The sequence below is a fragment of the Micavibrio aeruginosavorus ARL-13 genome (assembly GCF_000226315.1).
GTDB lineage: Bacteria > Pseudomonadota > Alphaproteobacteria > Micavibrionales > Micavibrionaceae > Micavibrio > Micavibrio aeruginosavorus_B.
Window position 1 is genome coordinate 950,052 of the sequence record NC_016026.1, and the last position, 15,123, is coordinate 965,174.

The window sequence follows — 15,123 nt, forward strand, 5'->3', positions numbered from 1 at the left end:
GCATGATGATCCGCAAAATTTTCCTGATGAGCAGTGTGTGTTTTTCATTGGGTATGGGGGCCGCGCATGCCGAAACCGGCGCTGTGCCCAGCAGTGCATGGCTGGTTGGTCCGGCATCCATGTCGGCGGCGGGTGCGGGCGGTGTTGCGGGCATTCCCTGTATCGTCACCAATCAATTCAATAACGGCTACAGCTTCCGCTTTTCCGGCGGCGGTAATCGTTTGCTGGCCGTGGCGATTGATATTGGCCAACCGACGCTGACCAAGGGGCAAGATTACGACGTTGAACTTGATGTCCCGGGTGAGTTTTTCCAACTTGTATCGGCGTCCGCGCACGATGACCGCACGTTGCTGCTCAGCCTGAAAAACATGCCCGATGTTTACGATGCGTTGAAAAAAGCGCGCAACGTTGCCATTCGTGTGCAGGATGGCCCATCCGCCGAATTTATTTTGGTGGGGTTGTCCGAGGGCTTTAAGCGCATGGAATCTTGCTATAGCGGTGGTGGCGATGCCGCACCGTCGGCCCCTGCGCAACGGGATACCAAAGCGCCTCTGCCGGCTGGCGTATTTGAAATCAAAAGCACCAGCGGTGATAAAATCGTGATGCCGGATGCACCGGTTCCAGCGGTGGATGCTCCGGCACCGGCTTTGCCGCCGGTTACGGCGGGGGCTGTCGTGCCGCCAGTGGCACCGATGGGTGATATGGGCGCGCTGACGCCCATGCCTGGTGAGCAAGGTGGCGGTGTATCCGGCGATGTTGTTTCGATTGAAAAATTGCTGGATCGTGCGGCGGATGATAATGCCCGTGCCTATGCCGAGGCGGCAGGCATTCTGGCCAAAGCCAAGCAAGGTGAAAATACGGGACGTGCTCTGGCCGCGAAGGGGATCGAGCCACCTCCGGCGGCTCCTGTGGTCGAGGAAAAGGTGAAGGAAGTATCCAGCGGCCACGCGCTGGCTGGAAGCTGGGCCGATCCAACAGTCAAGCGTGCCAATCCGTCCGATATCGTCCGCGGCGATGTGGCCGCACGCACGGCCAGTGGATCGGCGGCGAATGCCCAGCCGGGCCAACGCTGGGCCGCGGTGAAGGGACAGGATTTGCGGTCCACCATCGAATCCTGGGGCGCACAGCAAGGCTTGCAAGTGATCTGGATGGCGGATTCGCCCTATACCGTACAGCGTTCGGTCAGTTTCCAAGGCCCGTTGACGGGGGCGCTGTCGCGTTTGTTGGAGCAGTTTAACGACGAGACTGAGCGTCCTGTTGGGCGGATTTATAACGATCCGACTCTGAACGGTCAGGTTCTGGTGGTCGAATCCGACCGGGCCTGGAGAGGGCAATAATCTAATCGATTGAATTTAAAGGGCTTTCGTTCCGGGGATAGTCGCATATTCTGGCCCGAAAGCCCTTTTCACATGCGAATCCTGCCTGTATGCTTGCAAAACCTTTATTTCTGCGACGTTTTCGGGGAAAACCATGCGCTCTCGCTCTCTTTTGCTTTCAACAGTTTTGATCGGCCACATGGCCTTTGGTGCGGCGGCTTTTGCTGGCGACCGGGAATGGACTGTGACCCGCGTGGCGTCCAACAGTGCGGCGGGGGCGGATGCCCATTGCGCGCTGGTTCGCAATTTTGACAGCGGTGTAAAACTGACCATCGCGCGCAATGCGGCGGATGAAACAACCGTGGCTCTGGACTTTGGCAAGGACGATGCCGTGGTGAAGGGGATCGCCGTTGATGTGCGCATGAAAACCGCATTGGATCAGGATCGCAAATTTGAAATTGTTCCGACATCAGGCCGCGGCATCACCGTGAATATGGGCCGTGATGATGCGTTTATGAACGCGTTGGAAGCCAGCGGCCAAATGGCCATCGCCTTTGCGGATAAAAAATTGGTCTTTGCCGAATCCAGCATGAAATCTGGTATCGCGGACCTGTATGCCTGTGTTGGCGGCGGCGTTGAACCGGCATCGGGCGGGAATGACAGCGGATCGCTGGATGATGTTCCGGCCATGCCCAAAATGGCCGTAACTGCGGTTCAGGTCGAAGCCGATGCGGCGGACATTCTGTCTGCCCCTGAAAAACCGGTGATGCGCGATCTGACCGAAGTGCCCGTAAAACCATCCAGCGGTGATTCCCTGTTGCGCAAAATGCAGGTGGATGAAGCCGTGCGCGAAGCACCGGCCAAAGCGGTTGAAAAGGTGAAAGAAACCGCGAAGGCCGCAACGCCGAAACCCGCGCCTGCACCTGCACCGGCCCCTGCGTTAATGGCGTCATCGTCCGTCAATACCGATCTGGATAATCTGCGCGAGGAAAACACCCGCCTGCGGAATGCGCTGGAACGGGAACGCCGTGAATTCGAAAACCGCTTCCAGCAACAATCGTCGAGCAGCGCGACAGTGTCAGAGATGAGCGAGAAGCTGCGCCTGCTGGAAATGGAAAATAGTGATCTGAAATCCCGTATGTCCCAGTTGGGGCAACAGGCCAAGGCTGCTCCGGCTGTGTGCGAAACATCCAAGGATGATGCCGCGGCTTTGAGTGCGCTGAGCGTCGAAGTTGAAAATCTGCGTGCCGAAAACGCAAAAATTAAATCTGACATGACGGCTTTAAGCCAGGCCAAGACGGCGGGCGACATCGCCAGTGCCGAGCTGGAAAAACTGCGTACCGAAAACAACCAGATCAAGGCGGAGATGGCCACGTTGGCACAGGTGAAAACCACCGCCGATACGGCCAGCGCGGAATTGGCAAAGCTGCGTACAGAAAATACCCAGATCAAGGCTGAGATGGCCACGTTGGCGCAAGCCAAAACAGCGGGTGAGGCCGCCAATGCGGAGCTCACCCGCTTGAAAGCTGAGAATGCACAGATCAAAGCTGAAATGGCGACATTGTCGCAGGCGAAAACGGCGGGCGAGGCGGCGAATGCCGAACTGACTCGTCTGCGTACCGAGAATACGCAGATGAAGGCTGAACTGGCGTCCCTGCAAAATGCCAAAGTTGAAACCGGGAACGCCGTCGCCGAAGCCCAAAGCAAAGCCGGGGATCTGGCCACACGTTTGAAAACGGTGGAGGCCGAGCGTGATACGCTGAAGCAACAGGTCGTTGCGCTGGAGGCCAAAGTGGCCGAAACCGCGACCGCTGCGAAAACCGAAAATACCAGCCAGTTGCAAGCACTGGAAACCCGTTTGAAGGACATGACCGCAGAGCGTGATCGTCTGACGGCGGAACTGCAAACAGTAAAAACCGCGAAGACGCAGATGGACGAATCCACCGTGCCGGCACAGACCGAATTGGTGCAGGTGAAGGAGTTGCTGAAAAAAGCAACGGATGAAAACATGACCTTGCGTCAGCAGGTCGCTGCACTGGAGGCAAAATCAACTGCGCCCAGCGAAGAGTTGAAAACAAACATGGCGACCGTGACGCAACTGCGCGCGGCCGAGGCCGAATTGGCGGTTATTCGCGCGGAACGTGACCGCCTGTCCGAGCAATTGCGCGTGGCCAAGAGCGCAGGTGGCAAGGAAACTGTGATCGCATCCGCGAACTGGGATCTGGAACAGGCGACAACCCGTTTCAATGAAGCCGAACGCGAAACGCGTCGCTTGGGGGCCTTGCTGGACGAAGAGCGCGCGAAGTGCGGGCGTGAGAAGAAAGAGCTGGAATATATGCTCTTTGATCCGAAAATTGCCGAGAAAGAACAAACAGCCCGTCTGGTTCGCCTGGAAGAAGAGCTTGCCCTGACCAAGCAAAAGCTGGCCGGTGGCGGAGATGATGGCAAAGACCAGCGTATCGCCCAGCTGGAGCAACAGCTGGCGACGGAACGCGCCCGTGTTGATCAGGAAGTGCAAAGACGCGTTGCTGATCTGGAACGTTCCTATGCCCAACGTGGATCGATCCAGGCCGCAGACGGTGATGATCGTGGCCTGATTGATGCGCTGAAGGCTGAGGTGGCGAGCCTGAACACGCAACTGTCGAATTTGCACAGTGAAAAGTCGAGCATGGCCAGCCAGTTGGCACAGGCCAATTCGACATTAAACAACCGCACGGCGGAAACGGTCAGCAAGCCAGCGGTACAGGTTTCCTATGATCGCTTCGCTGCGATTGAAGATAAACCGCGTACCCAGCCCGTGGCGTACCAAGCCCCGGCCCCCGTACAAAAATCCGAAATCGCCCCGGCTCTGGCCGTGGTGCAGGGTGGATTGGTGTCCGGCAATCGGTTGGAACAGGTCTTGCGCGGGTCCGGCATTACGTTGAGCCAGAATGTGCAGCCGATCGCCGCCGCTACGAATGCGGGGCAGGTGGCTTATCGCTGGGAAGCGGGCGCGGGGGTGTTTGGCTCGGCGGAGCAGAAAATCCTGCGTTCGCCAGCCGATTTTGACACGAACGTTCAGGAATATTTGAAACGTACCGAAAGCCGCTGCAAAGGGCAGTTTGCCGCAGTTCCGGCGGCGGAAGGCACCGTTCAGGGCGGCAGCGTATCCACCTATGAAATTGCCTGTGTGGATGACAGCGGGGCGGGGGCTTCGGCATCCTTGCTCTTCGCTATTCAGGACAGCATGTTCACCGCTATCGCCCACGAAGCCGCACCGGAATCGATGGATATGGCCATGGATGTGCGGGACCGTCTGGTCAGCGGCCTGAAAACCCAATCCTTGAAATAGGGTTTTCTTTATAAAACAAAGTATTGATCGAGCAGGGCGTCCCCGTAAGCGGGCCGCCCTGCTGTGTTTTGGGTGTGAAAAAAGGGCGGTTTCCTTCAATTTTTGCGAAAATTTATTTCAAATTTTATTAAAATTCTAAAGCTCTTGGTAACCATTTGACGCCTAAGCTTAAATTATGGGGCGTACTGGGTTTGTACGGCATGGGTTATCTTGTCCTCCATCAGGGGACCGCAGGGAGCGGGGCGTAACATCTTGGCGGATTTCTGGCGCATTCATCTCCAGAAGACTTTAGCGGATCAGGGCCTGGCGGCCTATGTCTGGGATATCGACACTGACCATATTGAATGGCAGGGCGATATTCATGCGCTGTTGGGATTCGATGATCCGGCGCAACCGGTATCCAGCGCCGATTTCGCCCGTGTGATCAATCCTCAGGACATTCCCGCCCGTTTGGCGGCTTTCCATGATGCCCTGGCGTTGCAGGTCGACCCGACAACACCGCCGGCGATGAAGGCCAATTTCCGCATTCGCCGTGGCAATGGGTTACAGGTCGATGTGCATGAACACGCCACTGTTCAGCTGGACCCCGACACCGGGCATCGTATGTTGTGCGGCACGGTGCGCATTGCCGATCAAAAGCAATTTTCGAATGCTGTGAAACCAACGGCCAATCTGGTTAGCAGTTCCTTCTCCATGGTGTCTTATGATACCAGCATGACGCATTACGGGCGTTTGCTGATCTGTCAGAAAATTGTGGAGTGGACAGAGGCACAGAATTCATCACGCCTGAATAACGTTGGCTATTTACTGGTGATTGGTATTGACCGTCTGTCGATGCTGAACGAAGCCTTTGGCGCGCAATATACGGATGAGGTCATTGACCGTGTCGGCAAACGCCTGCGCGATCTGGTCGGTGGTTCGGCAACGGTAGCGCGGATTGATGGTGATGTTTTTGGCGTGTTTTTTGCCCATGCACCGCATGCGGAAATGGCGGCCGTGGCACACCATATGCTGCATAATTTCTACGAAATTCCAATCCAAACACAACGTGGCCCCGTGGGGATCAGCATTTCCATCGGTGGGGTGCATATCAATCGCCAGTGTAAAGATCCGGCTGATATGCTGACACGGGCGGAAATGGCGATGCAAACGGCCAAGGAACGTGGCCGCGGTCGCTTTGTGTCCTATGGCGAAGCCGCAACCGAGGCGCAGAACACGCGCATGTTGCTTTCATCCGGCGATGCGTTTTTGCGCGCGTTAAAAGACAACCGTGTGAAATTGGCCTTCCAGCCTGTGGTCAACAGCCGGTCCAGCAGCGTGTCGTTCCACGAATGCCTGATCCGTTTTGTGGATGAGGGTGGCAAGCTTCATTCTGCTGGAAACTTCATGCCTGCGATTGAACGCCTGGGCTTAAGCCGCCTGGTGGATCGTTATGCCATGCATCTGGCCATTCAGGAACTGGCCGCATTTTCGGATTTGGCGTTGTCGGTCAATGTTTCAAACCTGACGCTGACCGATCCGGATTGGCTGCGTGGCCTGGTGTCGGCCTTGCGCGAACGGCCAGATGTGGCAGGGCGCTTGATCGTCGAAATCACGGAATCCGTGGCCATGTACGATATTGAAAAAACCATGCGTATCGTTCGCACCTTGCGCGATATGGGATGCCGCGTGGCGCTGGATGATTTTGGTGCGGGTTATACCGCGTTTGCGCAATTGAAACGGCTGGATGTCGATATGGTGAAAATCGACAAATCCTTTATCCGCAAAATTGATGAAAGCGAAAACCGCCTGTTCGTCAAAACCCTGAACACGCTGGCGCAGGGCGTGAATGTACAAACCGTGGGGGAGGGCGCGGAGACGATGTCCGAGGCCAAAATGCTGGCCGGGGACGGTGTCGATCATATTCAGGGCTACGTCTTCGGTTTCCCGTCAGTGGAACGTGTCTGGCTGCCGCGCGAACATAATTTACGCAAAATTTTGCAACACCATGACGAACCCCGCCCGAATAATGACATGACGGCGGAGCAGATCATGGAATTGATGAAAAACCAGCCCTGAACAATCTAATAAAAAACCCGGCCATTGGCCGGGTTTTAAATCAAGCAGATGTCCTTATTTGGACAGGCGATCAATTTCTTTTTGCAATTCCGCAATCGTTTCTTTCAGGTCCTGCACCTTGTCGGCATCGCTGCCGGTGGACTTGCCGCCCGTCAACGGGTTTGGAAATGCGGATGCCCACGGGTTCATCTTCATCGCGTTTTCAAATACCGACATATTCTGGCGGCTCAGTTCTTCGAACGCGGAGACGGAGAACATCTCGCGGAACTTTTCCTGGTTTTTGGAGAAGCTGTCCAGCGCGTGCTCCAGATAGTTCGGCACGATGGACTGGATGCTGTCGCCGTAATAACCAATCAATTGTCGCAGGAAGGAAATCGGCAACAAATTCTGGCCGCCTTTGCCTTCTTGATCAACGATGATCTGGGTCAATACGGAACGGGTCAGGTCTTCGCCGGTTTTCGCGTCATAAACTACGAAATCGCGCTCTTCCTTTACCATTGTGCAAAGGTCGTCCAGCGTGACGTATGAACTGCGCCCCGTGTCGTACAAACGACGGTTTGCGTATTTCTTGATCACAGTGGGCTTGTCGGAACGGGTCTTGGTCGCCATAGTGTTTACCATCCTCTCCTGTTTGGTCATGCCATAAGGAAATTATGGTTATGACCCCGGAAAACTGATTGCTATTATGCACAAAATTCATAGCCCGAAAAGCTTTTTGCCCCAATGGTAACGACACCCATGAATGCAATGCAGCAAAATTCACCGGACGGTTTTGAACGCCGTCCGGCGGCGCTCAGTATTTATCTGGGCGCGGCGGCGCTGATGTTGGGGCCGGATGCGGATGATGCGGCGCGGCAAAAACATGGGAAGGCGATGGCGTCCATGCTGTCCGGAATACGGAAATATCAAGATCATGGCTATCGCCGCCCATTGCCCAACGTCGAATCGCGGTGGCAGGCGGGCACGGTGCGGCTGCTGTTTTATCCATCTTCAATACCGAACCCGCAACCGCTTCTGATCATTCCATCGATGATCAATGGATCGGAAATTCTCGACATTCTTCCCGACCGCTCCTTCACCCGCTGGATGGTGGCGCAGGGGTTTGATGTCTATCTGCTCGATTGGGGGCGGATGGTGGATGACCCCGCGCTTCACACGATGGATGGTGTGATTGATGACCGTGTGATGGGTGCGGTGAATTTCCTGCACGATACATATGGTCACGCGCCGCACGCAATCGGATATTGCATGGGCGGCACCTTGCTGGCGATTGCGGCGGCGTTATACCCGGATAAGTTCAATAAAATGGCGTTTCTATCGGCCCCATGGGATTTTCATGCGGGCAATCCGCGCATGGCGGCACAAGTGGTCGCGGGCGCGGCCAGCGCGTTGCAGATGATCGAATCCGGGCCAACTCTGCCCATGGATTGGGTGCAGAAAGTGTTCGCCGCCGTCAACCCGCAACAGGCACTGACAAAATTCGCATCGTTTTTGGAAATGGCCGCGGACACACCACAGGAACAAATGTTCATTGCGGTGGAAGATTGGTTGAATGGCGGGCATGATTTACCATCCGGCGTGGCGCGTGTGTGCATCATGGATTGGTACGGCCACAACCGCCCGGTCAATGGATCGTGGCGGGTGGGGGACCGCACGGTCGGGCTGGATCATCTGGATGCATCAAAGATGATGGTGGTGGCCGCCATGCGCGATTTGCTGGTGCCACCGGAATCGGCGCTTTCGTTATGCAAAGACCACCCGGACGCGGCCATTCTGCGCCCGGATTGCGGGCATATCAGCCTGATGGCTGGACGAAATGCTATGGAAACTGTCTGGGCACCGCTGGCGGCTTGGCTGAAAACCGGGTAAAGCCCACATAAAATCGGCCCATACCCTTGCATATTCCCGGTTAAACGCAATAATGACGGGCATCTTTCAAATGAACCCGGTTTTTGCATGTCTGCAAGGGGAGTAACCCATGACCACGAATGATCCCATCGTTATCGTCGCCGCCAAACGCACACCCATTGGTAATTTCAATGGTGGCCTCAGCACGTTGCCCGCGCATGATCTGGGCGCGGTGGCAATCCGCGCGGTTATGGATGAAGCCAAAGTCGGCGGTGCCGATATTGACGAAGTGATTATGGGGCAGGTTCTCACCGCCGCCGCCGGACAAAACCCGGCACGTCAGGCTGCAATGGCTGCGGGTATCCCGCATGACAAAACCGCACTGACCGTGAACCAGGTGTGTGGGTCTGGCCTGCGCACTGTGGCGCTTGGCATGCAATCCATTCTGAATGGTGATGCAACCGTCATCGTTGCAGGCGGGCAAGAGAATATGAGCCTGTCCCCGCACGCTATGCACATGCGCAACGGTACGAAGATGGGCAACGCCACGATGGTTGACACGATGATCGTCGATGGCCTGTGGGACGCATTCAACGGCTACCACATGGGCATGACCGCCGAAAACATTGCCGAGAAATGGCAAATTACACGTGCGGATCAGGATAATTTTGCCGCTGCATCCCAGCAAAAAACCGAAGCCGCGCAAAAGGCCGGTAAATTCACCGCCGAAATCACCCCGGTGAAAATCAAGGTGAAGAAGGATGAAGTGATCATTGATAAAGACGAATTCCCGCGCGCAGGCGTGACGGTTGAATCTCTGGCGGGCTTGCGCCCGGCCTTCAAACCGGACGGCACCGTGACGGCGGCCAGCGCATCCGGCATCAATGATGGTGCCGCCGCCGTTGTTCTGATGCGCGCCAGCGAAGCGAAGAAGCGTGGCCTTCCGGTTTATGCGACCATTCGGTCCTGGGCCACGGCGGGTGTTGATCCGGCGGTGATGGGCTCCGGTCCGATCCCGGCATCGCGCAAGGCGTTGGAAAAAGCGGGCTGGTCCGTATCCGACCTGGATCTGGTCGAAGCGAACGAAGCTTTCGCCGCACAATCTCTGTGCGTGTTGAAGGATCTGGCGTTGGACCCGGCGAAGGTCAACGTGAATGGTGGGGCCATTGCCATCGGTCACCCGATTGGTGCATCGGGCACACGCGTTCTGGTCACGCTGCTGCATGAAATGGCGCGCCGTGATGTGAAACGCGGTCTGGTGACATTGTGCATCGGCGGCGGCATGGGGATTGCCATGTGCGTTGAGCGCGATGCCTCCGAAAATCTGAAAAAAGTTGCTTAAGGGATTTTGTGAACAATGACGAATAAAGTAGCGATTGTTACAGGCGGTACACGCGGGATCGGACGTTCGATTTCCGAAGCGTTGGTCAAGGCCGGGTACAAGGTTGCCGCGTTCTATCACGGTAACGAAGAAGCCGCGAAGCAGTGTGAAACCGAACTGGGCTTAAAAGCCTACAAGGTTGACGTGACGGATTACGACGCCTGTGCCGCAGCCTGTGCGGCGGTGGAGGCTGATCTGGGTCCAGTGGCCGTTCTGGTCAACAATGCGGGGATCACGCGCGACGCTGTTTTGCACAAAATGACGGCCCAGCAATGGCATGAAGTGGTCAACACCAACATGACATCGCTGTTCAACACATGCCGCGCGATTGTCCCGGGTATGCGCGACCGTGGGTTTGGCCGTATCGTGAATATCAGCTCGATCAATGGACAGAAGGGCCAGTTCGGTCAAACCAACTATTCCGCCGCCAAGGCCGGAATGATTGGGTTTACCAAGGCGCTGGCGCTTGAAAACGCGGCGAAGGGCATTACTGTTAATGCCATCGCGCCGGGGTACATCGAAACCGATATGACCGCATCCATGCGTCAGGACGTGCTGGACTCCATCGTTCGGCAAATTCCTGCCGGGCGTATGGGCCGGTGTGATGAAATTGCGGGGCTGGTGGCCTATCTGGCATCGGATTTCGCCGGGTTCATCAACGGTGCCACCATTGCCGCCAATGGCGGTCAATACATGTCCTAATCGGGCAAAGGATTATTAAGCGTATGGCTATCATCAATCCCGAAAATCAGGTGCTGGAACGCCGCGCGGTCCCAAAGGGATCGTTCATTATCCGCGAAGGGGACAGCGGCAACTGCGCGTTCCTTGTGCAGTCGGGTAAGGTGCGCGTCTATGTCCAGCATGATGACAAGGATGTCGAGCTGGCCAAATTGGGCCCGGGCCAGATTTTTGGAGAGATGGCGCTGGTCTTCGATGAAAAACGCAGCGCAACGGTGCAGGCGATTGAGGATTCTGTTCTGGTTGTCATCACACGCCAGACTTTGGATGACAAACTGCGCAAAAGCGATCCGACCGTGCGGGCCATTGTGCCGATGTTGATGAAGCGGATTATTCAAACGAACAGCGCGCTGATCAACCGTCATGGCGATATTAAAATTCTGGTGGAAACGGTCCAGAATATTTATGAAACCATCATGGTGACCCTGCCGCGCGTGCAGCAGCAAAGCTTTCAAAACGCTGTGCAGCCGAAACTGAATCAATTTCTGGCTGCCGTACAATCGTTCCAGGAAAAATATTCCGACGATTAAAATGGTGGTTTTATGCGGGGTTTATGGGCGATGCCTTGAACTTGCCACCTTTGCATCCCATTCTTAAGAGTAGGGAAGCACCAACCGCCTTAAAAATACATAAAATACCGGAGAAGTTGACGTGAAAAAAATCGGTCTTGTTGCTGGTGGCATTGTTGTCGTTTTGTTGGGGGGCGCTGTTATTGCGCCCAGTTTTGTTGATTGGGAAAAATATAAACCCCTGATTCAATCCAAAGTCGAAGACGCAACGGGATATGAAGTCACGTTTGGTGGCAAGCTGGATCTGGCCGTTCTGCCGTTCCCGCATCTGGTCATTGAAAATTTGGGCGTATCCGTTCCGGCCACAGCGGGTCGTGACGCGGTGGAGCTTCTGACCCTGAAACAAGCCGAAGTCAGCGTGGCATTGCTGCCGCTTCTGTCCAAGCGCGTGGAAGTGAATACCGTCAATCTGGTTGAACCCGTTATCCGTCTGGAAGTGGCGAAGGATGGGACGCAGACATGGATGACCGAAAAACTCTCCGCCGGGAAAAAGGATGATTCGGGCGCGGACCAATCCGCCGATGCAGGCAAAGAGCAAGCCGTTACACTCGATAATTTGAAAATTGAAAAAGGCACATTTATTTATGCCGATCGCCGTACAGCCAAGGAAACGAAGCTGGACGGCATTGATGCGGTGATTAAGGCCGACAGCCTGTCTGGCCCGTTCGAGGTCAAGGGCGATTTCGATTGGAACAAACAAACCATCGAAATTGATGCCCAAACCGGACGGATGGAAAAGGGGGCTAACACGCTGGCCCTGCAAACAACAGTTGGGTTGCCTGCATCAAAAAGCAAAGTGAATTTCAGCGGTGTTGTCGCCCTTGGTGGTGCCCCGGAAGTGCAGGGTGAAACCAGCGTGGAAACGCCGGACCTCTCCGCCATGATCGCAAGCTTTACCGGTAAACCAAATCCGGTTTTGGCCAAGGCCGTGAATGTTCGCGGTATGCTGACCGCTTCGGCGGATAAGGCCGACATGAAAACGGCAACCTTTGCCTTTGGTGATATCAAGGCCAGTGGTTCCATCGCTGTGGCCAATCTTGGCGGCAAGAACAATGCGCCGATGGATGTGCAGGTTGTTTTGGCCAGCGATACGCCGGTCAATTTGGACCCCTTCATGAAATCCGCTGGTGGTTCGGGAACGAAATCGGCGGCGAAGGGCGATGCGGCGACCAAGAAACCTTTTATTCCTGACACGCTGGCCATGCCGATGGCGATTGATGCGCGGATTGATGCCACGCTCTCGAGCCTTTCGGCGAAGGGTGCGACGTTCAACAACGTCAAATTCGTGGTTGAGAAAAAGGCTGGCCAAATTCGCTTGGTTGAACAATCAGGTGAAATGCCCGGTGGTGGTTCACTGAAATCATCTGCAACGCTGGCCTACGCGTCATCGACGGCGGCGAAAAATGGCGGTGTTGTCTATTCCAATCCGACATTGAATTTTGAAACGTCGGCGACGGCGCAAAAACCTGTGACCATTTTGTCGGCGTTTGTGCCGGATGCGACCATCAAATCCATGGGTACGCTGCTGAAAGACAGCATGGCCGTGACCGCAAAAGGAACGGTGACGCCGACCAAAGCTGAAGTGAACAGCGGTTCCCTGGATTTAGGCAAAACCAAGGTTGATGTCGCGGGTTCTTACGCGTTGGATAAATCAGGCAAGGATGATGCCGCAATCACATTGCGTGGGTCTGGCATCAATATCGATAATTTCATCGCCCGCGATGTAAAGGCGGAAAATAACGCCGTTGCTCCGGCCCCGGCCACGGGTGCCGCCAAACCGATGGAAACGGTGATCCGTGAAACGGTGGCGAAGTTAAACCTGCCGGTGGATCTGAGCGTTGATGCCGTGCTGGATAACGTCACCATGCGTGGCGTGACATATAACGCCATTCGTGTGAATGGTGCGCTGAAGGATAATGCGCTGGATGTTAAATCCGCCGCCCTGGAAGACAGCGATGGCAACGCGATGAGCATGAAGGGCACGGTGCGTGACCTGAAAAACCTCACCGGGTTGGATATCGTTCTGGGTGGTAAGACCAGCGATACCGAAGCCATGCTGAAATCCTTCGGTGTCAAAACCGACAAGCTGCCGAAAAACTTTGGCCCGCTGGATTTGAGCGTGGCGCTGGCCGGTGAAAAACCAGAAAGCCTGAACTTTACGGCCAATGCCAAGGCGATGGATGGTGAATTACAGGCCTCCGGTAACGTGGTTAATGCATTGACCAAACCGGATGTCGATAAAATTGCCGCCCGTGTCATGCATCCGAATTTTGAAAAGCTGATTCAACGCTTCTCCCCAACCTATCGGGCTGGGGTGGGGATCAAGAAAGAGCTGGATGCCTACGCCAACGTCAATCTGGCCGATGGGGCCTATGATGTGACGGGCATTAAAATCAATCTGGGGTCTATGGCTCTGGCGGGTGACGTGCGCGCCGATATGAAAGCGGCGAAGCCGAGCATTACAGGTAAAATTCAGGCCGGCACCGTGCCGCTGGACCAATTGGTGGGCAAGGACCCGGCCTCCAGCGGCTCCAAATCCGCTGGTGGTGGTGCATCGAAATCCGGCGACCTGCGCTGGTCCCGCAATGCCATCAATACGGCATGGATGCAGGCCTATAATATGGACCTAGCCGTGACCGCAAAAACCATCACCTATGGCAACTGGGTTCTGGACAATGCCGATCTGGGCGTGACGTTGAAAGATGGCACACTGAATATCGCGAAAATGAATGCGGGTGTTCAGGGTGGTACGATGGCGCTGTCCGGTACGGTGAAATCCTCGGCACAGGAACGTCAACCGATTGCGATGGATGTGAAGGCTGACTTCTCCAATGTCGCGTTGGAACAACTGGCCAGCGGTTTCAGCGGGTCCAAGCCGATCAAGGCCAAGGGGAAAGCGTCGTTGAACATGGCGGTGAAGGCCTCTGGCCTGTCGCCTGCGGCGCTGATCTCTGACCTCAACGGGCAGGGTAAGTTAAGTGGTGAAAATGTCGTGATCGAAGGGTTCGATCTGGCGGCTTTGTCCCGCTCGCTGGTATCGACCACGAAAGTGTTCGACAATATTTCCGGTCTTGTCGGTGGTGCGTTGAAAGGGGGGCAGACATCGTTCGATACGATTGATGGCCCGTTCACTATTGCCGAAGGGATCGTGCGTTACGATAACTTTGTGATGAAGGGTCCGGCGGCAACGATCACCAACAAGGGGCAGGTGAACCTGCCGCTGTGGACGATTGATATGACCAGCACGATCGATCTGACCGAACCGGAAGATGCCCCGAATTTGCCGGTGCGTTTCCAAGGTCCGTTGGATAAACCGGGCAACACTTTCGCCAACAGTGCGCTGGAATCCTATGTCGGTGCCCGCATCAACCAGAAACTCCAGAAAGAGCTGGGTGAAAAATTGGGCGATAAATTGGGTGGCGATGATGCGTTGAGTGGTGTGATTGGCGGATTGCTGGGTGGTTCGGCACCGAAGGCGACGGCACCAACACAACAACCGGCCCCGGTGGCCGAACCGGAAGTGGCTCCGTCTGCGGGTGAAACAGAATCTGCGACGACGCAACCCGCAACCGAGCCGCAACCTGTGCAGCAGGAACAGAAACCCGCAATGACCCCGGAAGAAGAATTGATCCGTGGTGTTCTGGGTGGTGTGCTGGGAGGGCGTTAAACGCTTACTGCGCGTTACCCTGAATTGTTTTCAGGACAAAAACACGAAGGGCGCTGGAGAGGTTATGATCTCCGCGCCCTTCATCGATTTCTGTGACAAGGTCATTGATCGTTTGTGCGCGCGTTCTGGCGATGGATTGCAGGGCGGCCCAAAATTCATCTTCCAGCGTAATGCTGGTTTGGTGTCCTGCAATCTTCACCGAATGTTTGCGCATA

At 55.5% G+C, this 15,123-nt stretch carries 10 protein-coding genes; 8 read left to right on the forward strand and 2 right to left on the reverse strand.

Annotated elements, in window-relative coordinates:
- Positions 1–2: 2 nt before the first annotated feature.
- The 3 genes from MICA_RS04480 (at position 3) to MICA_RS04490 (ending at position 6,705) form a co-directional block, all read left to right on the forward strand.
- A complete protein-coding gene (locus MICA_RS04480; RefSeq protein ID WP_014102511.1) occupies positions 3–1,337 on the forward strand; it encodes a toxin co-regulated pilus biosynthesis Q family protein in 1,335 nt (444 codons plus the stop codon).
- Between the two features lie 133 nt (positions 1,338–1,470).
- Complete coding sequence (locus tag MICA_RS04485) at positions 1,471–4,647, forward strand: coiled-coil domain-containing protein (RefSeq protein ID WP_236619966.1); 3,177 nt, start codon at positions 1,471–1,473, stop codon at positions 4,645–4,647.
- Positions 4,648–4,899: 252 nt separating this feature from the next.
- Positions 4,900–6,705 (forward strand): GGDEF and EAL domain-containing protein, encoded by a 1,806-nt coding sequence (locus MICA_RS04490; RefSeq protein WP_014102513.1) that lies wholly within the window; start codon positions 4,900–4,902, stop codon positions 6,703–6,705.
- Between the two features lie 54 nt (positions 6,706–6,759).
- Here the strand turns inward: MICA_RS04490 and phaR are convergent, their stop codons facing one another.
- Positions 6,760–7,314 carry a polyhydroxyalkanoate synthesis repressor PhaR gene (gene phaR, locus MICA_RS04495; RefSeq protein WP_014102514.1) on the reverse strand — a complete coding sequence of 185 codons (555 nt, stop codon included), beginning with the start codon at positions 7,312–7,314 and terminating at the stop codon, positions 6,760–6,762.
- Positions 7,315–7,428: 114 nt separating this feature from the next.
- Here phaR and MICA_RS04500 point away from each other — a divergent pair, with 114 nt between their 5' ends.
- The 5 genes from MICA_RS04500 (at position 7,429) to MICA_RS04520 (ending at position 14,908) form a co-directional block, all read left to right on the forward strand.
- Entirely contained in the window at positions 7,429–8,574 is a 1,146-nt protein-coding gene (locus MICA_RS04500; protein ID WP_236619967.1) for an alpha/beta fold hydrolase, read from the forward strand.
- A 109-nt stretch (positions 8,575–8,683) separates the two neighbouring features.
- Positions 8,684–9,895: an acetyl-CoA C-acetyltransferase gene (locus MICA_RS04505; protein ID WP_014102516.1), complete on the forward strand. Its 1,212-nt coding sequence runs from the start codon at positions 8,684–8,686 to the stop codon at positions 9,893–9,895.
- Positions 9,896–9,910: 15 nt separating this feature from the next.
- Positions 9,911–10,636, forward strand: coding sequence for an acetoacetyl-CoA reductase (phbB, locus tag MICA_RS04510; protein WP_014102517.1), 726 nt, complete (start codon positions 9,911–9,913; stop codon positions 10,634–10,636).
- Between the two features lie 23 nt (positions 10,637–10,659).
- A complete protein-coding gene (locus MICA_RS04515; RefSeq protein ID WP_014102518.1) occupies positions 10,660–11,202 on the forward strand; it encodes a Crp/Fnr family transcriptional regulator in 543 nt (180 codons plus the stop codon).
- A gap of 121 nt (positions 11,203–11,323) precedes the next feature.
- On the forward strand, positions 11,324–14,908 hold the full coding sequence (locus MICA_RS04520; RefSeq protein ID WP_014102519.1) for an AsmA family protein: 3,585 nt from the start codon (positions 11,324–11,326) through the stop codon (positions 14,906–14,908).
- A gap of 4 nt (positions 14,909–14,912) precedes the next feature.
- Here the strand turns inward: MICA_RS04520 and MICA_RS04525 are convergent, their stop codons facing one another.
- Complete coding sequence (locus tag MICA_RS04525; protein ID WP_014102520.1) at positions 14,913–15,122, reverse strand: ribbon-helix-helix domain-containing protein; 210 nt, start codon at positions 15,120–15,122, stop codon at positions 14,913–14,915.
- Between the last annotated feature and the right edge of the window lies 1 nt (position 15,123).